The 22,623-nt window shown below is 37.6% G+C and carries 24 protein-coding genes; 18 read left to right on the top strand and 6 right to left on the bottom strand.

Going from position 1 to position 22,623, the window contains the following annotated elements; genetic code table 11:
- Positions 1–55: 55 nt before the first annotated feature.
- The 4 genes from C6H22_RS03165 to C6H22_RS03180 form a co-directional block, all read right to left on the bottom strand.
- A complete protein-coding gene (locus tag C6H22_RS03165) occupies positions 56–580 on the bottom strand; it encodes a DUF6115 domain-containing protein (protein ID WP_104693894.1) in 525 nt (174 codons plus the stop codon).
- Positions 581–591: 11 nt separating this feature from the next.
- Entirely contained in the window at positions 592–1,170 is a 579-nt protein-coding gene (locus tag C6H22_RS03170) for a hypothetical protein (RefSeq protein ID WP_104693895.1), read from the bottom strand.
- Positions 1,160–2,038 (bottom strand): menaquinone biosynthesis prenyltransferase MqnP, encoded by an 879-nt coding sequence (gene mqnP / locus C6H22_RS03175; protein WP_104693944.1) that lies wholly within the window; start codon positions 2,036–2,038, stop codon positions 1,160–1,162. Before mqnP ends, C6H22_RS03170 begins: the two co-directional genes overlap by 11 nt.
- 77 nt (positions 2,039–2,115) lie before the next feature.
- Positions 2,116–3,492, bottom strand: coding sequence for a sigma-54-dependent transcriptional regulator (locus C6H22_RS03180; RefSeq protein ID WP_104693896.1), 1,377 nt, complete (start codon positions 3,490–3,492; stop codon positions 2,116–2,118).
- A gap of 79 nt (positions 3,493–3,571) precedes the next feature.
- Here C6H22_RS03180 and uvrC point away from each other — a divergent pair, with 79 nt between their 5' ends.
- The 18 genes from uvrC to C6H22_RS03270 all read left to right on the top strand — a co-directional run bounded on the left by uvrC (position 3,572) and on the right by C6H22_RS03270 (position 21,408).
- Positions 3,572–5,449 carry an excinuclease ABC subunit UvrC gene (gene uvrC / locus C6H22_RS03185; RefSeq protein ID WP_104693897.1) on the top strand — a complete coding sequence of 626 codons (1,878 nt, stop codon included), beginning with the start codon at positions 3,572–3,574 and terminating at the stop codon, positions 5,447–5,449.
- A gap of 29 nt (positions 5,450–5,478) precedes the next feature.
- Complete coding sequence (locus C6H22_RS03190) at positions 5,479–6,972, top strand: sensor histidine kinase (RefSeq protein WP_104693898.1); 1,494 nt, start codon at positions 5,479–5,481, stop codon at positions 6,970–6,972.
- A 26-nt stretch (positions 6,973–6,998) separates the two neighbouring features.
- Positions 6,999–7,670, top strand: a complete 672-nt coding sequence (locus tag C6H22_RS03195; protein WP_104693899.1) for a response regulator — start codon at positions 6,999–7,001, stop codon at positions 7,668–7,670.
- Between the two features lie 101 nt (positions 7,671–7,771).
- Positions 7,772–9,067, top strand: a complete 1,296-nt coding sequence (gene rho, locus C6H22_RS03200) for a transcription termination factor Rho (RefSeq protein ID WP_104693900.1) — start codon at positions 7,772–7,774, stop codon at positions 9,065–9,067.
- 8 nt (positions 9,068–9,075) lie between these two features.
- Positions 9,076–9,831: a glutamate racemase gene (murI, locus tag C6H22_RS03205; RefSeq protein WP_104693901.1), complete on the top strand. Its 756-nt coding sequence runs from the start codon at positions 9,076–9,078 to the stop codon at positions 9,829–9,831.
- Positions 9,832–9,841: 10 nt separating this feature from the next.
- Positions 9,842–10,327 (top strand): META domain-containing protein, encoded by a 486-nt coding sequence (locus tag C6H22_RS03210; RefSeq protein WP_104693902.1) that lies wholly within the window; start codon positions 9,842–9,844, stop codon positions 10,325–10,327.
- Between the two features lie 4 nt (positions 10,328–10,331).
- A complete protein-coding gene (locus C6H22_RS03215) occupies positions 10,332–10,970 on the top strand; it encodes a YigZ family protein (protein ID WP_158654609.1) in 639 nt (212 codons plus the stop codon).
- A gap of 26 nt (positions 10,971–10,996) precedes the next feature.
- A complete protein-coding gene (gene hemJ / locus C6H22_RS03220; protein WP_104693904.1) occupies positions 10,997–11,443 on the top strand; it encodes a protoporphyrinogen oxidase HemJ in 447 nt (148 codons plus the stop codon).
- Between the two features lie 8 nt (positions 11,444–11,451).
- Positions 11,452–12,849, top strand: coding sequence for an argininosuccinate lyase (gene argH, locus C6H22_RS03225; RefSeq protein WP_104693905.1), 1,398 nt, complete (start codon positions 11,452–11,454; stop codon positions 12,847–12,849).
- Positions 12,850–12,851: 2 nt separating this feature from the next.
- A complete protein-coding gene (gene ubiE, locus C6H22_RS03230) occupies positions 12,852–13,574 on the top strand; it encodes a bifunctional demethylmenaquinone methyltransferase/2-methoxy-6-polyprenyl-1,4-benzoquinol methylase UbiE (protein ID WP_104693906.1) in 723 nt (240 codons plus the stop codon).
- Positions 13,574–14,365 carry a histidinol-phosphatase HisJ gene (hisJ, locus tag C6H22_RS03235; protein ID WP_104693907.1) on the top strand — a complete coding sequence of 264 codons (792 nt, stop codon included), beginning with the start codon at positions 13,574–13,576 and terminating at the stop codon, positions 14,363–14,365. Before ubiE ends, hisJ begins: the two co-directional genes overlap by 1 nt.
- Positions 14,366–14,433: 68 nt before the next feature.
- Entirely contained in the window at positions 14,434–16,659 is a 2,226-nt protein-coding gene (gene flhA, locus C6H22_RS03240) for a flagellar biosynthesis protein FlhA (protein ID WP_382275382.1), read from the top strand.
- An 8-nt stretch (positions 16,660–16,667) separates the two neighbouring features.
- Entirely contained in the window at positions 16,668–17,741 is a 1,074-nt protein-coding gene (locus tag C6H22_RS03245) for a DHH family phosphoesterase (protein WP_104693908.1), read from the top strand.
- 15 nt (positions 17,742–17,756) lie between these two features.
- Entirely contained in the window at positions 17,757–17,987 is a 231-nt protein-coding gene (locus C6H22_RS03250; protein WP_104693909.1) for a hypothetical protein, read from the top strand.
- Positions 17,984–18,583: a formyltransferase family protein gene (locus C6H22_RS03255; RefSeq protein ID WP_104693910.1), complete on the top strand. Its 600-nt coding sequence runs from the start codon at positions 17,984–17,986 to the stop codon at positions 18,581–18,583. Before C6H22_RS03250 ends, C6H22_RS03255 begins: the two co-directional genes overlap by 4 nt.
- Before the next feature lies 1 nt (position 18,584).
- On the top strand, positions 18,585–19,778 hold the full coding sequence (locus tag C6H22_RS03260; protein WP_104693911.1) for a cation:proton antiporter: 1,194 nt from the start codon (positions 18,585–18,587) through the stop codon (positions 19,776–19,778).
- Positions 19,779–19,805: 27 nt separating this feature from the next.
- The gene (locus tag C6H22_RS03265; protein WP_104693912.1) at positions 19,806–20,129 is read left to right on the top strand and encodes a histidine triad nucleotide-binding protein; all 324 of its coding nucleotides are present in this window, start codon (positions 19,806–19,808) and stop codon (positions 20,127–20,129) included.
- 58 nt (positions 20,130–20,187) lie between these two features.
- Positions 20,188–21,408 carry a phosphoglycerate kinase gene (locus C6H22_RS03270; protein ID WP_104693913.1) on the top strand — a complete coding sequence of 407 codons (1,221 nt, stop codon included), beginning with the start codon at positions 20,188–20,190 and terminating at the stop codon, positions 21,406–21,408.
- 80 nt (positions 21,409–21,488) lie between these two features.
- On the opposite strand, the gene C6H22_RS03275 is transcribed toward C6H22_RS03270, so the two are convergent.
- Both C6H22_RS03275 and C6H22_RS03280 read right to left on the bottom strand, forming a co-directional pair.
- Positions 21,489–22,292, bottom strand: a complete 804-nt coding sequence (locus tag C6H22_RS03275; RefSeq protein WP_104693914.1) for a hypothetical protein — start codon at positions 22,290–22,292, stop codon at positions 21,489–21,491.
- Between the two features lie 5 nt (positions 22,293–22,297).
- Positions 22,298–22,609, bottom strand: a complete 312-nt coding sequence (locus tag C6H22_RS03280) for a hypothetical protein (protein ID WP_104693915.1) — start codon at positions 22,607–22,609, stop codon at positions 22,298–22,300.
- Between the last annotated feature and the right edge of the window lie 14 nt (positions 22,610–22,623).

Here is a 22,623-nt window from a genome sequence, read left to right on the forward strand (position 1 = left end):
CAAAAAAAATTCCTTAGAGACAAGATTTTGACTTATGTGCATTATCTAAAAAGTCTTAGCGGATATTAGCAAGCTTGAGGATAAACTCCACTTCCCCCTTACCAAGACGCATTTCTTTGGCAATAGAATCTATACTCCAGCCATCTCTAAAAAGTGCGCTAATGCGTTTTTCATCAATAGTATTTCCATTTGAGGGCATATAATTTAACTCACGCAGTTTTTCCTCAAGCATAAGGGTTTTTTCTTCCATATAGTCATTTTGTTTATGAATATCAGATTCTAAGATTTCTATTTGTCGTTGCACCTTAATAAGCCCATTGCTTAATGCGTCTCGCACTTCGGCCTTTATCTTGCTCCCAAGTGCGGTATTGGTATATTGGTTTTCAAGCTCATTGTCTTTTATCCATTTTTTAATTTTATACATTTCTTTGTTTAGATCCTCAATCCCACGCTCAAAACGCCTAAGGCGCTTGTATGTATCCATATTACGAAAATAATTTGCTACAACAAGCACAATGACAACAAGCAAACAAGCGATGCTGCAAATCATACTAAGATTTTGAAATGACAATTCAAACACTACACTATCCTTTATTGTGTCTTTTGTTGGAGGCTTTTTGTATCCAAAATCATACCACGCTCACACTCTGCTACAAAAGTATCAAAATATGTGCGGTTTTTGATATGAATATGTTCGATTTTAGCAACTTGTGGGTGCAAAACTCTTGCAAAGATTCCAAGTGTGCGTTCAGGAAAAAATGGAACAAACATACGCACATAAATCGCATTCTCTCCCTCACAATCCCCAAAACTTTGATCTTCATCAAGACATAATGCATCATGTCCGACAAATCTAAGTTTGGCTTTGTGTGCAAGAGGCAAAAACTCTTGTTCTTTATGCGTAAGTATCTGTTCTAATCTCTCAAGCTTTTTATACATTTGGGTTAAAATCTCAATAATCACTACATTTTCTTCACCTAAAGCATTCTTAGAATGCATAGTTTTTATCCATTTCAATATAGGTGCTTCACTAAAAGTCGCGAGAGTAGAAAACTCCTCTTCATACAGAGGCATTTTTTGAGTTTGTAGGTATTCATAGGCTAGGTGCAGATGACATCTCCCCAAACGCGTCGAAATCCCCAAAGATTCTAATAATGCCTTATAGTCCATAATGCCACACCCCATCAAAACCTACAAATGCAAAAAACACAAACCCCAAATATCCATTGGTCGCAAAAAATGCCTTAGGGATATTCACAAAGTCCTTATGCACGAGGTATTGTTCATATGTAAGCATTATTGCACAAATAGCTAAGCCCACATACGAAATAACACCTAGAATCTGTGTCTGATATATAAATATTCCCCAAAAAATCACCGCACAAAGATGAAATAGTCTTGAAAGATATAGGGTATTTTGCACCCCAAATCGCGAAGGAATTGAATAGAGATTGTGCTTTATATCAAATTCCCTGTCTTGCAAGGAATACAACAAATCAAATCCGGCTACCCAAAACATCACTGCCACACTCAAAGCTATGCACCACCACTCTAAACTTCCTAGCACTGCAATACATCCAGCAATAGGCGCAAGACCCAATGAGATACCAAGCACAAGGTGTGCGAATGAAGAAATGCGCTTCATCATCGAGTATCCTCCCAAAATTACCAAAAAAGGTAAAGACAGCGTAAAAGCAAGGGTATTGATATAGTAAGACACAAGCACAAAGATACTAGCATTGACACCACAAAACACACTTAAAGCCACAAACCCTACCCTACCATCAACACTAGGACGATTTGTAGTGCGTGGATTAAGCGCATCTATATCTCTATCTAAAAGCCGATTAAAGGCCATTGCAAAATTTCGCGCACTCACAAGTGCCATAACACACAAAAAAAATGTAGACCATCCCATCCAAATGCTTCCATCAGCCTGTAAACTTGCAACGACCATGGATATGAGGATAAAGGATGCAGAAAAAATTGTGTGCTCAAACATCACAAGTTCATTAAAATTTTTTATTTTCTTTAGCACCACCACACTCCAAAAACTTGACAAATGCCTTATTTTACATTAACTAACTTTAAAAAAGCCTCTTTAGATTCTTAAACCTAGAGTCCATAATGTGCCTTTTTGTGTCGCAACACACTAAGCTCCATACCTAGCAAAGCACTTACTTTCTCTAAATCATTATCATTATGCTTGAGCGCTTGTGCCAAAAATTCACGCTCTATCTCCTCAAATCCTCCTATTTCCCCTGCACTGCCAAAAACCTTTTGTCTAGATTCTAAAAACAAATCTTTTGGTGTGATTTGCTCACCATCACTTAAAATTACTGCTCGCTCTATCACCGAGAGAAGCTCACGTACATTCCCATACCAAGGATATTCAAGCAATGCCTTTTCACTATCTTTGTGCAAAACTTTTGGAGCAAATCCATATTTTTGTATCGTTTCTTGAAGTTTGTATCGTGCAATATCTAAAATCTCTTCCTTGCGCTCTTTAAGCGGTGGGACAAAAATGGGGATTGTCTGCAAACGAAAAAACAAGTCCTCGCGAAAATGACCTTGCGTGATTTTTTGCATAATATTAGCATTTGTGGCAGAAATAAAACGCACATCAATAGAAATTTTTTTGGAACTTCCTAAACGCGTGAGTGTTTTTTCTTGCAATACTCGTAATAACTTAGCTTGCAAGGCAATAGGCATTTCGCCTATCTCATCTAAAAACACACTTCCACCATTAGCATCCTCTAAGATTCCGTGTTTTGAGTTTGTCGCATCTGTGAATGCGCCTTTTTCATACCCAAAAAGCTCAGATTCTAGTAAATGTTCAGGGATTGCTGCCATATTGATAGCGATAAATGGGGCATTAGCACGCTTGGAATGTATATGGATAAAGTTTGCAAACACATCTTTGCCTACACCGCTTTGCCCCATCAAAAATACATTTGCGTCAGTTGGAGCGACTTTTAGGGCGATATTTTTGGCATTTTCAAGAGCTGGGGAAGAGGAGATGAAAAATTTTTTGTGTGTATCTTTCATAGATTGCGTGGGGTGTGTCTTTGTTTTGCCTGTTTTTTTGCTTATAGAATCTTCTTGGTTGTATTCACCCAGGATTTCTTGCTCTTTTTTGAGGTTTTCTAGGGTTTGGATTAATTCCTCAAAACTAAAGCCCTTTACTAAAAAATCCTTAACACCTAAACGGATAGCTTTTATCGCATTTTGCACAGATGCGTTACCTGTAATAACGATACTTATGTATTTGCCCTCTAATTCTTGCAAAAATTGTAGCCCATCCATTTGGGGCATATTAATGTCGGTAATAATCACATCAAAATCTTGTGGTGTGTGCTGAAGCATAGAAATTGCTTTTAGCGCTTCTTTGGCGTTTTTAAAGCTCTTTATATCATAGTCTGGATAGTCGTTAAAGGCGATTTCTAGGGATTTGCGATAATTGATGTCATCTTCTACGATACAAACTTTCATTATATTCCTTAAGTTGGCTTATAGAATCTACAGGCTAAAATTCCATTATATTTCATTTGTGCTTAAAGTAAAGGTGATAATGCTACATCTCACTACTAATAACGCATTGCCCACACTCGCTCATCTCCCCCAAAGTTCTGGCGTGTATCAATACTTTGATGCAAACGGACATCTCTTATACGTAGGGAAGGCAAAGAATCTTAAAAAACGTATTAAGAGTTATTTCACACCAAGCACAAAGCTAAGCCCACGCATAGCTTCTATGGTGTCACAAGTATCTGAAATAAAAACTTTTATCACTCCAAACGAACAAGATGCACTCATTTTGGAAAACTCTCTTATCAAAAGCCTCAAACCAAAATATAACATTTTGTTGCGTGATGATAAAACATATCCATATATTTACATTGATTATAATGAAGATTTCCCCACACTAGAGATCACACGCACATTGCTTAAGAAGCGCAATATCACATATTTTGGACCATTTAGCACTGGGGCTCGTGATTTGCTAGAAAGCATCTTGCAATCCCTACCTTTAGTGCAAAAGAAGTCTTGTCTTAGAGGCAAAAAAGCATGTTTGTTTTATCAGATTAAACGTTGCTTAGCTCCATGTGAAGGTAAAACAAACAAAGAACAATATGCCCAACTCCTTGAACAAGCTATTGATTTACTACAGCACAAAAAAAAGCTCATTGCTATATTAGAATCCAAAATGCAAACTCTCGCACAACATTATGCGTTTGAAGAAGCCGCAAAAATACGCGATAGTATCGCTAAAATCACTCAAATGCAGGCGTTTTCTCATATCGATTTGTTAGACTATAGTAATCTTGATGTCTTTGTATTTTGTGCAGATACCAATCATTATGGCATAATGATGAAGCTTTTTATACGTAATGGACGCATAAGCTCAAGCGATTTTTTATCTATTCATGATGAATCCCTACAATCCCTCACTACAGAATCTTCCCAAGCAGATAAATCCCAAGTCTTACACTCTTTATATACCCAAGCCCTACTCAACCATTATAAAACCCCTGCGCCATTATTACCGGATTCTATTTTATTACCCTATGAAATCGGCATCTTTGAAGAAAAAATACGCTTAGAAAAAATTTTGCAAAAACGCACAGGCAAAAAAATTACCATACTTCAACCCCAGAGGGGCAAAAAACACGAACTTATCAATATTGCACGCACAAATGCCAAAGAACTTATGCGTTTGCAAGAGCAACAAAAGCAACACTACATACAAGAACTACAAGCTTTGCGCGAACTTTTTGCTCTCTCAAATCTCCCTTATCGCATAGAAATTTTTGATACCTCACATCATAGTGGAAGTGCCTGTGTGGGAGGAATGGTCGTGTATGAAAATGATGGGTTTTTGAAAAATGCCTACAGACATTATCATTTACAAGGCACTGATGAATACGCACAAATGCGAGAAATGCTTACACGCAGAGCCCTAGATTTTGAATCTAATCCCCCACCAAATCTTTGGCTCCTTGATGGCGGTGCGGCACAAATTACTATAGCAAAAGAGATTTTAGAAAGTGCAGGAGTGCAAATAGATATCTTAGGAATAGCCAAACACAAACTCAATGGGCGCGCACATCGGGCTAAGGGAAGTGCTAGCGATTATGTATATATGCTAGATTCCAAACACACAGCACAAGAACACATACAAACAACACAAATACGACTGCCTCCAAGCGACAAACGACTACAATTTTTGCAAAAATTGCGCGATGAGGCACATCGCTATGCAATCACTTTCCATAGGAACAAAAAGTTAAAAAATCTTACACAAGCCCAAGCTTTAGGCATAGAAAAAAATCTTAGCGTTGCCCAAATACAAAAACTTCTTAGAATCTATGGTGATTTTGCACATATACGCGATCTCACACCAATAGAAATTACTCAAGCATTACGCCAACGACACACAAAACCATAAAAAAAAGAAATATTAATAAAGGACATAAAGTGCTACAATCAATCCAAAATAAACTCCAAAAAACTACCATTCAAGGCAAAACGCATATCCTGCTGTATCTCATCGCTGTTATTTTTGTGCTTTGCTGGGTTATGGGACTTTTGGCACTTATGGGACTAAAGGCAGATTATGATAGCAACTATCCCACGCAAAAAATGAGCATGCTCTATGCACAAGAGATGCAAAACTCCTTTTTAGATTCACGCACCAATAGTGATAATGTCCAAATACTTTGGCAAACTTATAAGCATGATTTGCAAGAAAAAGAAAACCGCTATAAATTCCTTAATAAAATCCGTCATTGGTATCAAGCTAGTTTTTTAAGAGAACAAAAAGAAGAAATTATGAGGCTTTCTAATATGCAGCGAGAAATAATCGCACAAATTGATCATGCACTACAAGAGCACAATATATCTCGCTATGATCTTTTTACTAAACTTGTACGATGCAATATAGAACTCGCAACAATCAATAAAGAAGTAAGCGATTCACTCTATGACTTTAGCCTTAAGATTCTGGGATTTTTCTTGCTTGTCTTAGCCTGTATGTTTCTTATACTCTCTAAAGCCATTACAGATTCTATTAATAATGCCTATAATTCGCTAGAAAACCTTGTGGCACAAAAAACTATCGAACTTCAAACACTAAACAATAATCTCCAAAAATCCATAGAATATGAAGTAAAACAAAATCAACAAAAAGACTTATTTTTGTATCAACAAGCACGATTAGCCTCTATGGGAGAGATGATTCACAATATCGCGCATCAATGGCGACAACCGCTAAATTCTCTTACCCTTCTTATACAGAGTTTTAAAACCAAATACGATCAAGGCAAGTTTGATAAAGAATTTCTATATGCACAAACCCAATATGGCCTCAAAATTGCTAAAAATATGTCCGAAACCATTGAGAGTTTTAGCACATTTTTTCGTCCCGACAAAGAAAAAACATGCTTTAGTATCAAAAAAGCGCTTTTAGATTCTCTTGAGCTTCTTTCTGGGGTGCTATATGATGAAAATATCCAAGTAAGCACCAATATGCAAGAGGATTTTACAATTTTAGGCTACGAAAATGCTTTTACACAAGTGGTATTTGTTTTGCTTAACAACGCCATAGATGCATTTAAAGAATCTAAAATTCCTAATGATAAGCGTTTTGTAGAGATTAGCATTACGCCTTGTGATACAAATCTCGCTATCAATGTCAAAGACAATGCAGGAGGTATCAAGCTTGATGACATACAAAAAATATTTGAACCCTACTTTACAACCAAACACAAATCGGCAGGAACAGGAATAGGGCTTTATATGGCAAAACAAATTATTGAAAAACAATTTTTTGGTAGCATTGCGGTGCAAAATATCACTTTTAAGCTTCAAGAAGATTCCGATATTGTTCATAAGGGATCTAAAGGAAGTGCTTTTAGTATTATTATTCCTCATAGTGCGTGTATTTTACAAACCGCTACCACAGCACCATAAATCTAAACCACACAAGGAGACAAAGTATGAATCACCCTAAGCGTAGCTTAAAAGATTTGACAATCCTCTATGCAGAAGATGATCAAGATACGCTAAAACTCACTGCAATGGTACTAGAAGATTATGTCGGACGACTTATTTTAGCAAAAAATGGACAAGAGGCATGGCATTTATTTAATCAGCACAAGATTGATGTGGTGCTTACTGATATTTTAATGCCAAAACTTAGTGGGCTAGACCTTGTGGGACTTATCCGCCATTCCACCCAACCAAATATCCCCATCATCATTGCTTCTGCACACACTGAAGTAAAATATCTCTTGGAAGCTATTAATCTTAGAGTGGATAACTACATTCTAAAACCTATCGAAATAGATTCACTACTTAAAGTCTTGCAAAAGGCGATTCTACCTTTTGTCCAAGCCAAGGAAATAGAAGCACAGAGTCTCCTTATCAAGGCTATTTCTACCTTTGTTGGTGGCAAAAAAATAGAAATTGTTAAATTCCTCATCGAGCATTGCGATGAAGATAAGATTTTTCACGGATCGTACGAAGATATTTTGCTGCACCTTAATGTTAGCAAACCAACAATTGTCAAAACTTTTAAACAACTTATGGACGCAGGAATTCTTATCAAAGTCCGCAACAAAATGTATCGTTTTCACCAAGATTTTTTACTTGAAAATATGCAATTGTAAAATTAAGCAAATAGCGAACTTTACGCAGCCTTAAGCAAAAAATCGCTAGAATGGCTAGTTTTACTGCTCTAAAACTTCAATTTACTTCACTAAGGACTTAAATGGCTAATGAAAAAACACGAACGCATACACCAGTAGAAGGTTATAAAATAGAAGATCTTAAATCAAGCTCTGTTGTTAAACTAATTGAAATCGCTAAAAAACTTGGTATTGAAAATCCACAAGAATATCTCCGACAAGATCTCATCTTTGAGATTCTAAAAACTCAAGTTACGCAAGGTGGCTACATTCTCCTTACAGGAATCTTAGAAATTATGCCTGATGGACACGGATTTTTGCGTGCATCTGATAAGAGCTTTAGTAATAGCCAAAACGATACCTATGTCTCACAAAGCCAAATTCGCCGTTTTGCACTAAGAAATGGTGATATAGTAATGGGACAGGTGCGCCCACCAAAAGATCAAGAACGCTACTATGCACTTTTAAAAATTGAAGCAGTCAATTTTATCTCTCTTGATGAAATCAAAAATCGCCCACTTTTTGATAATCTCACACCACTTTTTCCTATAGAACAGCTTAAACTTGAATATCAATCCGATATGGTAACAGGTAGAATGCTTGATCTCTTCACACCTATAGGCAAGGGACAACGCGCACTTATTGTTGCTCCGCCACGCACGGGAAAAACTGAACTTATGAAAGAACTTGCACACGGCATAGCCAAAAATCACCCAGAAGTTGAACTCATGGTACTTTTGGTAGATGAACGCCCAGAGGAAGTAACCGATATGGAGCGTAGCGTCAAAGGACAAGTATTTAGCTCAACATTTGATCTCCCTGCAACAAACCATATTCGTGTCGCTGAACTTGTCATAGAAAGCGCTAAACGCAAAGTAGAAATGGGCAAAGATGTCGTGATTTTATTAGATTCTATTACACGATTGGCACGCGCATATAATGCCGCCACACCCTCTAGTGGCAAAGTGCTAAGCGGTGGGGTTGATGCAAATGCCTTGCATAAACCAAAGAGATTTTTTGGTGCAGCTCGCAATATTGAGCAAGGCGGTAGCCTCACTATTATCGCTACTGCACTTATTGATACAGGATCACGCATGGATGAGGTGATTTTTGAGGAATTTAAAGGCACAGGAAATAGTGAAATTGTCCTTGCGCGTAGTGTTGCGGATCGCCGAATCTATCCAGCGCTTGATATTCTCAAATCTGGCACACGCAAAGATGAGTTGCTACTTGGTAAAGATAAGCTCACAAAAGTATGGATGTTGCGTAATGTAATGCATACGATGGATGATGTGGAAGCACTAAGTTTCATCTATAGTAAGATGAAGCAAACTCAAGACAATGAAGAATTTTTAAATGCTATGAATCCTCAAGAATAAGTAAAACTATGAAAGTCGGTGTGTTTGATAGTGGTGTTGGAGGACTTAGTGTTTTAAAAAGTCTTTTGGAAGCCAAACTTTTTGAATCTATCGTATATTATGGCGATACCGCTCGTGTCCCATACGGAACCAAAGATAAACAAACTATTATTCGATTTTCTCTCCAAGCACTTGATTTTTTTATCTCTCAACATATCGATATGCTTGTTATAGCTTGTAATACTGCAAGTGCATATGCGCTAGATTCACTTAGTCAAAATGCTCCATTCCCAGTTATAGGAGTTATCACACCCGGTGTACTTGCTACGCAAAATAAACTCCCTTCTAAAGATTCTTCTATCCTTGTAATTGCCACAAAAGCCACAATCGCTTCAAATCTTTATGCTACCAAACTCCAAGAAAAAGGTTTTTGTAATGTAAAAAGTCTAGCAACAGGACTTTTTGTGCCATTTGTCGAAGAGGGAATCTACGATGGCAAACCTATGCAAGCATTGTTGGAATATTACTTTAGTGGATATAATCCCCCTGATGCACTTATTTTAGGTTGCACACATTTTCCGCTTATTGCTCACGCCCTTAGCACATATTTTGGCAAGGATACAATCCTTATTCATAGTGGTGAAGCTATTGTAGAATATATTCAAAGTACCTATCATTTACCTACACAACGCCAATTACATTCTTTAGGATTTTTTGCAAGTGATGATGTCAATGCACTAAAACACACTGCAAAAGGATGGCTTGGTAACCTTTATATGCCCTAAAAGTATGTAGATGAAATATCTTAGTATCTGTGTTTGTGCAATAATGTATGTATGTTTTTTTTGGGCGTGTTCTACAAGCGTCAAACCAAAAACTCTATCAGATAAAGAATGGAAAGCTTATCGCCTAAGTATTGATACCAAAGTGCTTTTTGCACCACAAAATGCCACTATGATTTTTGACACGCAACAAAACAGAATCTATGGCAATACTGGGTGCAATAACTACACGGCTAACATACAAGTGGAGCAAAATAAACTTATTATCACCAAGCGCACCTTTACGCGTAAACTTTGTGAATCTCAAGAAGTGATGGATTATGAGTTTGCATTTTTGCGTAGCCTTGAAGGAGAATACGACATCATCACGCTACAAGAATACAAAGATCGCTTAAGCACCTATGGACAAATTACAAATCCAGATTTATACGACAGCAAAGTTTCCCAAAACATGCTTATCCTCGCCAGTAGATTCAAAGCCTATTTTCTCATACCCTAAACGCATGCAAAATCTCTCCACCAAACAACACTTTACCCTCACACAAGATGCAGAGGGCATTTTTGAATCTAAGGGATCAAAATTTTTAGCCTTTATCTTTCCTATAGAATGTGATATACACGCGCCAACGCCAAAACTTATCTTGCAAAATTATATACAAGCACTCAAACCCAAGCATACTAAGGCTGTGCATTTTGTAAGTGCTATGCGAGCTTTTGCATATACTGAAAGTGAGAACACAGAAACTAGTATCATAGAATCTTCTAGTGATGATGGAGAGCCAAAAGGTAGCTCAGGCGTGCCTTGTCTAAATGTCCTAAAGGGCGAATGCCTTGTAAATGTGGGTTGTGTAGTTGTGCGATATTTTGGTGGCACATTGCTTGGAATAGGAGGATTAGTAAGAGCCTACACTGCTACGACACACGCAGCAATCCATAATGCTAAAACCACGCAAACCCTCATGCCTTTTATCCAAAAACACACTCTTACCCTCTGCATTCCTTACACGCAGTTTTCAAAATTACAATATCTTGCTAAAAATCTTGATATCACACTCTTAAAACAAAACTTTACAGAATCTAGCATAGAAATTTTGTGTTCTGGGACGCAAAAAGCACTAGATACATTAAAAAATACGCTATAATCACGCATTTATTAAGGAGTTTATTTATGGAGTTTTTTAGCACATACTATTTGGAATTTAAAGTTTTGCATCTTCTTGCGCTTATTTCTTGGATGGCGATGTTGTTTTATCTTCCTAGGCTTTTTATGTATCACGCCCAAAATCGAGATAACAAAGATTTTATTACAATTGTAAAATTGCAAGAACAACGCCTTTATGCTTATATAGGTATGCCTGCATTTGTAGTGACAATCTTTAGTGGCGTGACACTCATACTTGCAAATACGAGTATTTTTACCAATGGTGGGTGGTTTCATGCTAAGCTTTTATTTGTAGTGTTTCTTGTGATATATCACTTTTTGTGTGGATACTTCATCAAAACGTTAGGCAATGGCAGTTGTCAAAAAAGTGGCAAATTTTTTAGAATCTTTAATGAATTTCCCACACTCTGTCTTATAGCAATCGTGATTTTTGTAGTCATCAAACCATTTTAGGGGTGTGCATGGCAAAACTATGGGGTGGGCGTTTTGAGAGTGAATCTAGTAAGTTGCTTGAAGACTTCAACGCCTCTATTGGATTTGATTGGCAAATGTGGCGTGAAGATATACAAGGATCAAGAGCACATGCCAAAATGCTAAAAAACATAGGGATTTTAACGCAAGATGAATTAAACTCAATTATGAGTGGCTTAGACACAATCGCTACTATGATTGAATCTGGAGAATTTGTCTTTAGCAACAGCGATGAAGATATCCATATGGCAATAGAATCCAAACTCACACAACTCATCGGTGAAAGTGGCAAAAAACTCCATACCGCACGCAGCAGAAACGATCAAGTAGCACTCGATTTTCGTCTCTTTAGTCTTAGAGCTAATAAATCCCTTACGCATTCTATATTGGCACTCATGGAAACCCTCCTTACGATTGCCAAAGACCATACACACACTATTATGCCCGGTATGACACATCTCCAACACGCCCAACCTGTCAGCCTCGCATTTCATATTGTAGCGTGGTGTTGCTCACTGCAACGAGATGTGCAGCGATTCCAAGATAGTTTTATACGCAACAATTTCTCTCCTCTAGGATCTGGTGCACTCGCAGGTACGCCTTATGGCAACGATAGAGAATTTGTCGCCAAGGAATTAGGGTTTAGTGCGCCCACACTTAATGCCATGGATTCTGTAAGTGATAGAGACTTTGCACTTGATTTACTCTATGATATTGCTATGCTTATGATGCACATTTCGCGTATAAGTGAGGAACTCGTGCTTTGGAGTAGTGTGGAATTTGGCTTTATCACACTTAGCGATGCATATAGCACGGGTAGTTCGATTATGCCACAAAAGAAAAATCCCGATGTCCCAGAACTTTTGCGTGGGAAAAGTGGGAGAAGTTTTGGAAATCTAATGGCACTTTTAAGTGTGATGAAATCTCTCCCTCTTGCATATAACAAAGACACACAAGAAGACAAAGAAAATGTCTTTGATAGTGTGCATACTGCCAAAATTTCACTCCAAATCCTAAAAGAATGCCTAGACACAGCAACCTTTCATACACACAATATGCGAAAAATGGCTACCAAAGGGCATTTAAGTGCTACAGATTTAGCGGATTTTTTGGTGCGCAAATGCGGGATACCATTCAGAGATTCTCACCATATCACAGGTAAAGTCGTGGCATATGCAGAAAAAAAAGGTGTGGATATAAGCACACTCACGCAACAAGAGCTCCAAAGTATAGATTCTCGAATAAAAGATGGTGCAAGTGCAGTGCTTGACATAGAATCTAGTATGGAAGCACGCAATTCTCTAGGTGGCACAGCAAGTGTGCAAACACTTGCGCAAATTGTAAGTTTAAAAGCCTTTATCACACAGGCAAAAAGCGCTATGGAGTAACTATGCAAGATAAACAAACACAAATCATTGATATGTTTAATGCGATTGCACCAAAATATGATTTAGCAAATCGTGCTATGAGTTTTGGGATTGATAAGGCATGGCGCAAGGAGGCGTGTCGTCTCGCATTTTTGGAATTAAAAACACGACGTAACATCGTCATAGCTGATATAGCTTGTGGAAGTGGCGATATGATTACTTCTTGGATTCATAATGCCCCAAAAGATACACACATAGAGCAAATTTATGGATATGATCCTTCCGAGGAAATGCTAAAAGTTGCACAAGAAAAGCTGCACAATCTTGATACAAACATAAAATTACTTAAGGGCGAAGCAAAAAAACTCCCCTTTGCAAATCAAAGCATTGATATTCTCTCTATAGCCTTTGGACTGCGTAATGTTTTGGAATACGAACAAGCACTTGATGAGTTTGTACGTGTGTTAAAACTAAATGGTATCGTGGTAATTTTAGAATTTTTCAAACCACAAAACACAACCCTACTCCAAAAATGTATGAGTTTTTACACAACCAAGATTCTTCCATTTATAGGCGGGATTATTTCTACCAATCTCAAAGCATATCAATATCTACCGCAATCTATGCAGAATTTTGTAAGCGCAAATGAACTAGAAATACTTATGCAAGCACAAGGCATACGCACACTTCTCCTTAAAGGCTATAGTGCCAATGTCGCCACGCTCTATGTAGGGGTAAAAGCTTAATGCGTATTGATTTACACAATCACACACCTTTATGCCAACACGCTACAGGCACACCAGAGGAATACATACAAAAGGCGATTGCTCTTGGGATCGATGTTTATGGTTTCTCTTGCCACGCACCTATGGCGTTTGACATCAAATATCGTATGTCTTTGGCACAACTTCCAGAGTATTTTGAGACCCTACAATCCTTGCGTCAATCCTACAAAACACGCATTGATATACGTATAGGCTTAGAAGTAGATTTTATCAAAGGCAAAGAAAATCTCATAGAATCTCAAGTGCGAAATGCCGAGGTAGATTACCTTATAGGTTCTGTGCATTTTTTAAATGATTGGGGGTTTGATAATCCTGAATTTATCGGACGCTACAAGCACACAGATATGACACAATGTTGGAGTGAGTATTTAGATTCTATTACGGCAATGGCACAAAGCGGGCTATTTCAAATTATTGCACATTTTGACTTATTGAAGGTTTTTAATAATCCACCACCTTCTACCCTGCACCACAAACTTCAAGCAACTCTGGAATCTATCAAAGATAATAAATGTGCGTTAGAAATTAATAGTGCAGGATTGCGTAAGCCTTGCGCAGAACAATACCCATCACGACATATCCTAGAAATGGCAAAAGATATGCAAATCCCTATCACTTTTTCATCAGATGCACATAGCTTAGAGCAAGTAGGTGCAGGTTATGAGATTTGTAAAAATCTTGCGTTAGAGCTTGGTTACACGCATATGTGTGCGTTTAAAGACAAACAAATACAGACTTTTGCGCTTACTTAGCAAAGTTTTACATGAATCTCGTTACAATCCTAGCATAAAGAAATTTGCAGTATTCCTAAAGGGTAAATTTGGCAGATACTATACAAAGAATCTTATCGCAAAAAATTATGCCTTTTATGCGCACACTTACGGGTTCAAAAGACTTGAGTGTCGTGCTTTTTGTGATTGTCATTATGGCGATCATTATTGTGCCATTACCTAGCTATGTGCTTGATTTTTTACTAAGTATTTCTTTAGCGCTTTCAGTGCTTATCATTCTTATGGCACTTTACATTGATAGACCCACCGAATTTTCGGCATTTCCTACAATATTACTTATCGTAACCCTCTATCGCCTCGCACTCAATGTCGCCACCACGCGCATGATTCTCTCTGAAGGACATAATGGTGCAAATAATGTCAGTAGCATTATTAATGCCTTTGGTCGCTTTGTTGCAGAAGGAAACTATGTCATAGGCGTGATTGTGTTTAGTATTCTTGTGATTGTCAATCTCATCGTGATTACCAATGGTTCAACACGCGTCACAGAAGTAAGAGCGAGATTCACACTTGATGCAATGCCCGGTAAGCAAATGGCAATCGATGCGGATTTGAATGCCGGACTTATCACTCAAGAAGAAGCACGCACAAGAAGAGAATCTCTCCAGCAAGAAGCGGATTTTTATGGCACAATGGATGGAGCGAGCAAGTTTGTCAAAGGTGATGCGATCGCTTCTATCATCATCACGCTTGTAAATATCATCGGTGGTTTTCTTATTGGGGTGTTTGAATACAATCTTAGTATTGCTCAAAGTGCACAAACATTCACAATCCTTACCATTGGCGATGGTTTGGTAGGACAAATCCCTGCGCTCATCATCGCTACAGCCACAGGTATCATCACAACACGTGCAGCAAAAAGTAGCCAAACAAGCTTTGCAAGTGATATTGTCACGCAAATTATTGGTAATGCCAAAATTTTACTTATTGTTGGGTTTATTCTATGTGTGTTTGCGCTTGTGCCGGGACTTCCTATTTCACTTGGATTTGTGGGAATATTCTTTTTTCTTATCGCATGGCTTGCAAGTAGAGAAGATTCAAAGAGTTTTTTTCATACTATAGAATCTTGGCTTGATAAATACTTTAATATCAAAACAAAACCCCCTATCCAAGATAATCCTAGCACTCCAGAAGATATAGAGCGCCACAAAAGACAAAAAGAACAAAAAAGCGAAGAAGAAATCCGCGAACAAGAAGAAGCGGTGCTTAATGAAGCCCTCAAAGTAGAAGTTTTGGAGATTCATCTCGGATATAGCCTTATCAAGCTTGTTGATGTGCGTCAAAATGGTGATTTACTAGAACGCATACGATCTATGCGCAAAAAAATAGCAAGTGATTATGGATTTTTGATCCCGCAAGTGCGCATTAGAGACAACCTCAATCTTGATCCAAATACCTATAATATCATCCTTAAAAGCGTGATTATTGGGAGCGGTAGCGTGATCCCGGATAAAATGCTTGCAATGGATGTGGGCATGGTTATGGATAAAGGTAATCTCGAAGGGATTGCCATCAAAGAGCCAGTCTTTGGTATGGACGCGTTATGGATCGATATGTCTCAAAAAGATGAAGCGGCGATTCAAGGCTATACCATCATCGATCCCGCAAGTGTGATCACCACACACCTTACAGAACTTATCAAAGAATATGCAGAAGAATTTATCACGATTGACGAAGTAAAAACCCTTATGAATAAACTCTCCAACCGATACCCCACAATCGTATCTGAAGCACAAAACATTTCGCTTAGCACTATTAAAAAAGTACTGCAAAGCTTACTCAAAGAGGGTGTGCCTATCCGCGATATGATCACAATCTTAGAAACTCTTGTGGATGTATATCCGCAATTACAAAGCGACACGGATGCCCTCATAGAACAAGTGCGTGCAAGACTTTCTAGGACAATCACAGATTTATACAAATCCGATGATAATATCCTTAAAGCTATGATTTTCTCTGCACGAGTAGAACAATTCCTCTTTGGCAAACTCAAAGATCGCATGCTCCTGCTTAATGCTGAAGAAACCGAGGCGCTAAGTGTTGCTATAAGCACAGAAGCCCAGAAATTAAGCGATCGTGGTATTGTGCCTGCTGTATTGCTTGTAGATTATCGATTCCGCAAAGGAGTTTCAAATCTCATAGAACAATACCGCCACAGATTCCATACGCTTAGTAAAGTTGTGGTGCTTAGCAATGCCGAAATTGATACACATATCAAATACGAGCTACTTTCTGAAATTGATACGACATTATAAGGATTTTTATGAAGGTTTTTCATCTCTCACACACAGATTTAGATGGCTACACTTGTCAATTTATCGCTAGAGAATTTTTTGAAGACATAGAGTTTTTTAATGCAAACTATGGCAAAGAAGTTTGGGTGCGTTTGGAAATGATTTTAGAATCTATTACTTCTGATCCAGCGCATAAACTTAATGCCAAATTTCACTCCCAAAAATCTCACACTTTTCTTATCCTTATCACGGATTTAAACCTCACTCTTACTGAAGCTACCAATCTTCATCAACGCGTCCAAGACTTGCAATCTCAAGGCTATGACCTTACGCTTATGCTTTTAGATCATCATATTAGTGGGGAAGAATGTGCCAATAAATATCCGTGGTATTTTTTGGATTCTACGCGTTGTGCGACTAAAATCACTTGGGAAAGGCTTTTGGGGCTCTATCCACTTAAAAACCCAAATCACAAAGCTTGGTTACACAATCTTGTGGAGATGACAAACTCTGTAGATATTTGGCTAGAAGATGGATATAACTTTGAGTTTGGTAAAGTCGCTATGAATATGATTAGCACAAGTAATGAGCTTAACCGCTTTATGTTTGATAGTGAGCATAGATTCTATAAATTCCGTCTTATCGAATCTACCAAAGATTTTTTAGAAAGGAAAAATGGTGCTGTGGAGTTTGATAATGCGCTCTTTTGTCTCAAAAAGCAAATCCTAGGTGGCAATCCACAGACACAAACAATGGATCACATCACTTCTTGTGCCCAAGTGAGACTTTTAGAAACCAAAAAGCAAGAATGCTCCTTGCATTTTCAAGACAAACTAGGGTTTTTAAGCTATAGTATGGGTGGTATTAGTGTATTGGCAAATCTTTTTTTGCGGTCAAATTCTGAATATGATTTCTACATTGACATTAATAGTAAAGGTAATGTGAGTTTGCGTGCAAATGGCAAATGTGATGTGAGCGCACTTAGTAAGGAATACTTTAATGGTGGTGGGCATAAAAACGCTGCGGGAGGGAAGCTTGATGGCTTTAGAGAGAGTTTTTTCTATGCGGATATCAAAAAACAAATTCTTCAAAAACTTTTATAACACAAGGAATATTTCATGAAAGATTCACAAATCTCAATCCAAGAACTTGCCGCACAGCTTATTGACACGCTAAGCGTGGCATTGTATTATGCAGGTGTCAAAAAAGAAAAGCTAGAAGATGCATTAGAGCTGTATGAAGAGCTTCTAGATTCGGTAGAATACGATGAAGAAAGCCCATATGGTATCGATGAAATGATTGAAACCATAGAATCTCTACGCCAAAAACACAAAGATTTATTCACATGAAAACACTTAAACTTTTTATCCTCTTTAGTGGCACAGGGAGCAATATGATAAACCTCATACGCACCCTTCATTTGCGTGAGTTTGTCGATAATGCAAATTGTGTATGTCGCATTGAAATTATTGGCACACTTTGTAATAATCCCCAAGCCAAAGGTATACAAGCACTGCAAGAGTTTCATATCCCTTGTGTTGTGCTCTCGCACAAAGGCTTAGAGCGCCATGAGTATGACATATTGCTCGTGCGTGAGATTAGGCGTTATGATCCTACTTTATGCGTGCTTAGTGGATTTATGCGAATCCTTACACCCATATTTACGCAACATATACGTGCTATTAATATTCACCCTTCTTTTTTGCCCTATCACAAAGGTGCACATGCTATCAAGAATAGCTTTGAATCTATCCAAGATTTTGGGGGGGTAAGTGTGCATTGGGTGAGTGAAGAGCTAGATTCTGGAACAATCATCATGCAAGAAAAACTCCCAAAAATCCCTGGTGAATCTCTACAAGATTTTGAATCTAGAATCCACACACTAGAATACAAACTTTTCCCGCAGGCACTCTTAGAGATACTTGGATTACACATTAGGAATTGATATGGAAGTTATCACGCCACTTTTGCCATTTGTCACCATTGCTATTCTCATCACTATAGCTGTACCACTAAGCACTGCCACAAAAATCCCTATAGTTGTAACAGAAATTCTTTTGGGGATTATAGGACAATATTTAGGATTTATAGATTCACATAATAGTTATATTACGCTTGTAGCAGACATAGGGCTTTTGTTTTTAATGTTTTTATGTGGGCTAGAAGTAGATTTAAAATCTTTTCTTTCCATGGGTTCTAAATTTCTTTATCAGGCGCTTTTTTATTTTGTGAGTTTATATTGTCTCTCTGCTATCGCAGTTATAACCTTGCAATTACCACTGATTTTTATCGCGATATTACCTGTGATGAGTTTGGGAATGATTATGGCACTTATCCGAGATTATGGCAAAAACAAGCCTTGGCTCAATTTTGCACTAAAGATTGGTGTCCTTGGTGAAGTAATTAGTATCTCTGTGCTTGTAACTCTAGAGGGTGTGTATCGTTATGGCTTTAATTGGCGCTTGGGTGAGAATCTCCTAATTTTAACAATATTTTTAGTATGTATTGTAGGTATTTTTAAACTTGCTAATATTTTGTTTTGGTGGTTTCCTAATCTAAAGCTTCTCTTGCTCCCACACGATGATAGTAACTCTCAAGATTTACGCTTTGTCTTTATGTTGCTTTTTATCTTTATCTTACTTACTACAGGATTACATTTAGAAAAAGTTTTGGGGGCATTTATCGCGGGTGTTATTCTCTCTACATATTTTAAATACAAACATACACTCCCTCAAAAGCTTAATGATATGGGATTTGGTTTTTTTGTGCCATTTTTTTTCGTCTATGTAGGCACAACAATACATATTCCTAGTGTCTTAGAATCGCCTTGGATTCTCCTACATGCATTCTATCTTGTAGTTGGTATGCTACTTATTCGTATTAGTGCCTCTTTGCTTGTGTTTTTGCGCTTCTTTAAAAGTATGAAAAATACCCTACTCTTTGCACTTAGTGATTGTATGCCTCTTACATTTTTGGTCATTACAGCGAGTATGGGATTAAAATTTGGCGTTATCTCGCAATCCCTCTATATTTCGTGCATTTTTGGGGCGATTTTTGAAGGCATATTCTTTAGTATAGCCATAAAAATCATTCACACGCTATGGCACAAACCTACCAACTTAAAAAAGGATATGTTATAATTTTCCATTCTCACACAAGGAGCAAAAATGACTATATTTGAAAAAATTGTCGCTGGAGAGATTCCATGTAAAAAAGTGCTTGAAAATGAGCAATTTTTGGCATTTTATGATATCGCACCAAAAGCAAAGATTCATGTTCTTGCGATTCCAAAACAATGTATCAAAGACTTTCAAGAAGCAAATCCTAAGCTTTTGGGAGAGCTTAGTGCGTTTATCCAAGAAGTAGTCAAAGTCTTAGGAATTGACAAAAGTGGTTATAGAATCGTAAGTAACATAGGTACAGATAGCGGACAAGAAGTGCCTCATTTACATTTTCATATACTTGGTGGTGAGAAACTCAGGGGCTTTTAGCTTCTTCTAGCAAAGATGAGATACAATATTTCATACAAAATATACTAAAGGAATGATTATGAAACAAGTAGCAGGTATCCAACTTATGCAAGGCGTAAAAAGCATACGCGACATAGATGTGCAGGGTAAGCGTGTGCTGATTCGCGTGGATTTCAATGTCCCAATGGATGATGATTTTAATATCTCTGATGATACGCGTATCCGTGAGGCATTGCCTACTATAAATTATTGCATTGATAATGGTGCAAAAAACATCACACTTGTTAGTCATTTGGGGCGACCAAAGGGGCATACTCCAGAATTTTCATTAAAACACATTCTTAAGCGCGTTGAGCGCCTTTTGGGTAAAGATGTGGCATTTGCTGATAGCATAGAATCTGTAAAAGTTTTGCAAGAGAGCATTAGCACAGAAAATGCGGTAATCTTACTAGAAAACATTCGCTACTATGAGGGAGAAGAAAAAAATAGCGATGAGCTCTCAGAAAAACTTGGCGCATTATGTGATGTGTATGTCAATGATGCTTTTGGCACAAGCCACAGAGCACACGCTAGCACCTATGGAATTGCAAAATATGTCAAAGAAAAAGTTGCGGGACTTTTGCTTAAAAAAGAAATAGATTCATTTGCTAAAGCCTTGGCTAATCCGCTTAAGCCGGTGTTGCTTATCGTAGGAGGAAGTAAGGTTAGCTCCAAACTTAGCCTACTCTATAATATCTTAGATTCTATAGATAAAATTATTATCGGCGGTGCGATGAGTAATACATTTCTTAAAGCGCGTGGCTTTGATATGCAAAAATCTCTCGTAGAAGATAATCTTGTAGCCGAAGCACGCAAGATTCTTGATACTGCAAAAGAAAAGAAAGTTAAAATTTATCTTCCCGTAGATGTTGTAAGCACTGATGATATTAAAAAACACGAGCATATTAAAGTTACACCAGCTCAAGATATACCAGAAGGCTATATGGCAGTGGATATCGGACCAGCTACAACGAGACTTTTTGGTGAAGTAGTGCGAGATTCTCAAACAATCATTTGGAATGGACCTTTAGGAATCTATGAGATTGGAGCATTTTCACGTGGGACTTTTAGCCTTGCTCACGCCGTGAGCGATACCTATGCCTTTAGTCTCATTGGTGGTGGTGATACTGCCGATGCGATCGATAAAGCCGGTGAACGCGATAATATGAGTTTTATTTCTACAGGTGGTGGTGCAAGTTTGGAATTACTAGAAGGCGAAGTGTTACCAGCATTTGAAGTTTTAGACAAAAAAGATTCTTAAGCACATATTGCGATACACAAAGCAATGGCATTTCTCCATTGCCCTTACTCTCAAGTTATTCAAAATCCTTACAAAGCTCTTCAATAAGTATAGAATCTAACATAAATTGGATCTATCATTGTTCCTATTTCTGGGCTATGCCACTCTTTTGGTAAGAGCCATTTATAATTTTTAACAGCTATCTTACGAGAATCTTTTATAAATGGAAAATGCCAATTTGTAAGCTCTGGAAGAATACACCTCTTTGTTGTTGGCAATAAACACACCTCAAAAGATCCCTTTTTTGAATCTATTCCATTCCATGCTGCCATTGCTTCACGAAAATGAATTTTGGATCTCAAACATACCCAATGATCATACTCTCTGCGACATTTCATATCTCTAGCATACACTTTATTATCACTTATATCAAAATCTAACACGCTCCATATTAAGACTTCCCAAGGCTTTTTCAACAGATACAAGCTCTTATAAAGCTTTTGGGAATGATAAATGTGATCTACATCGATTTTAGTAAACCATTCATCTTTTGGAATCACACTTAGCACATAATTGTAATAAGAATACAGCTTATTTTCCTCTTTTTGTGGCTCATAAATATCCACGCTAAACGGATATTTCACAGGGATAAAGCTTGGAAACGCCGCGCAAAATTCTAGAATAATCTCCTCACTCCCATCATCACAATCATTATACCCTATCACACCTCTTTGTATTGCTGGCAAAATAGAATACAAACTCGCCCTAAGCGTGTGAGCTTCATTTTTTACGCGTAAATATGCCCAAGGATTGCGTGGAGATTTGGGATTAGATGAATCTGGATCGAGTTCAAAATATCCCTTATGTCTTACTTTTGTATGCGCGAGTTTGGCTTTGGCTTGCAAATCCTCTAAGCTATTAGGGGGGGGGGAGTAAAAGAAGTTTTGTTAGCAAGAATCTCGTGCAATGGTGTAGGTTGCAATTGTGTTTTATATGAATGTTTAAAAGGATTTATATCCATAGGTACGTGTGTATGCATAAAATCTAACACTGCTTTGGGGACGTATATATCAACCTCCTTATAAGAAACTCGATACTCAGGAATGCCAAATTTTCTTTTAAGATACATGCTCCATTTTTTTGGGAAAATCCATTTCAATAACAACTTATAGATATATTTTTTTGTATAAAATATCAAATTCCTAGATAAATCTTTAAACATGCTTTCTCCTTGTT

This window comes from Helicobacter equorum, assembly GCF_900198655.1.
Taxonomy (GTDB): domain Bacteria; phylum Campylobacterota; class Campylobacteria; order Campylobacterales; family Helicobacteraceae; genus Helicobacter_F; species Helicobacter_F equorum.

Coding starts and splice junctions, on each gene's coding strand:
- C6H22_RS03170 (WP_104693895.1), bottom strand. CDS start 1,170: ATGGACTATAAGGCATTATTAGAATCTTTGGGGATTTCGACGCGTTTG.
- C6H22_RS03180 (WP_104693896.1), bottom strand. CDS start 3,492: ATGAAAGTTTGTATCGTAGAAGATGACATCAATTATCGCAAATCCCTA.
- uvrC (WP_104693897.1), top strand. CDS start 3,572: ATGCTACATCTCACTACTAATAACGCATTGCCCACACTCGCTCATCTC.
- C6H22_RS03195 (WP_104693899.1), top strand. CDS start 6,999: ATGAATCACCCTAAGCGTAGCTTAAAAGATTTGACAATCCTCTATGCA.
- rho (WP_104693900.1), top strand. CDS start 7,772: ATGGCTAATGAAAAAACACGAACGCATACACCAGTAGAAGGTTATAAA.
- murI (WP_104693901.1), top strand. CDS start 9,076: ATGAAAGTCGGTGTGTTTGATAGTGGTGTTGGAGGACTTAGTGTTTTA.
- C6H22_RS03210 (WP_104693902.1), top strand. CDS start 9,842: ATGAAATATCTTAGTATCTGTGTTTGTGCAATAATGTATGTATGTTTT.
- C6H22_RS03215 (WP_158654609.1), top strand. CDS start 10,332: ATGCAAAATCTCTCCACCAAACAACACTTTACCCTCACACAAGATGCA.
- hemJ (WP_104693904.1), top strand. CDS start 10,997: ATGGAGTTTTTTAGCACATACTATTTGGAATTTAAAGTTTTGCATCTT.
- argH (WP_104693905.1), top strand. CDS start 11,452: ATGGCAAAACTATGGGGTGGGCGTTTTGAGAGTGAATCTAGTAAGTTG.
- ubiE (WP_104693906.1), top strand. CDS start 12,852: ATGCAAGATAAACAAACACAAATCATTGATATGTTTAATGCGATTGCA.
- hisJ (WP_104693907.1), top strand. CDS start 13,574: ATGCGTATTGATTTACACAATCACACACCTTTATGCCAACACGCTACA.
- C6H22_RS03245 (WP_104693908.1), top strand. CDS start 16,668: ATGAAGGTTTTTCATCTCTCACACACAGATTTAGATGGCTACACTTGT.
- C6H22_RS03250 (WP_104693909.1), top strand. CDS start 17,757: ATGAAAGATTCACAAATCTCAATCCAAGAACTTGCCGCACAGCTTATT.
- C6H22_RS03255 (WP_104693910.1), top strand. CDS start 17,984: ATGAAAACACTTAAACTTTTTATCCTCTTTAGTGGCACAGGGAGCAAT.
- C6H22_RS03260 (WP_104693911.1), top strand. CDS start 18,585: ATGGAAGTTATCACGCCACTTTTGCCATTTGTCACCATTGCTATTCTC.
- C6H22_RS03265 (WP_104693912.1), top strand. CDS start 19,806: ATGACTATATTTGAAAAAATTGTCGCTGGAGAGATTCCATGTAAAAAA.
- C6H22_RS03270 (WP_104693913.1), top strand. CDS start 20,188: ATGAAACAAGTAGCAGGTATCCAACTTATGCAAGGCGTAAAAAGCATA.
- C6H22_RS03280 (WP_104693915.1), bottom strand. CDS start 22,609: ATGTTTAAAGATTTATCTAGGAATTTGATATTTTATACAAAAAAATAT.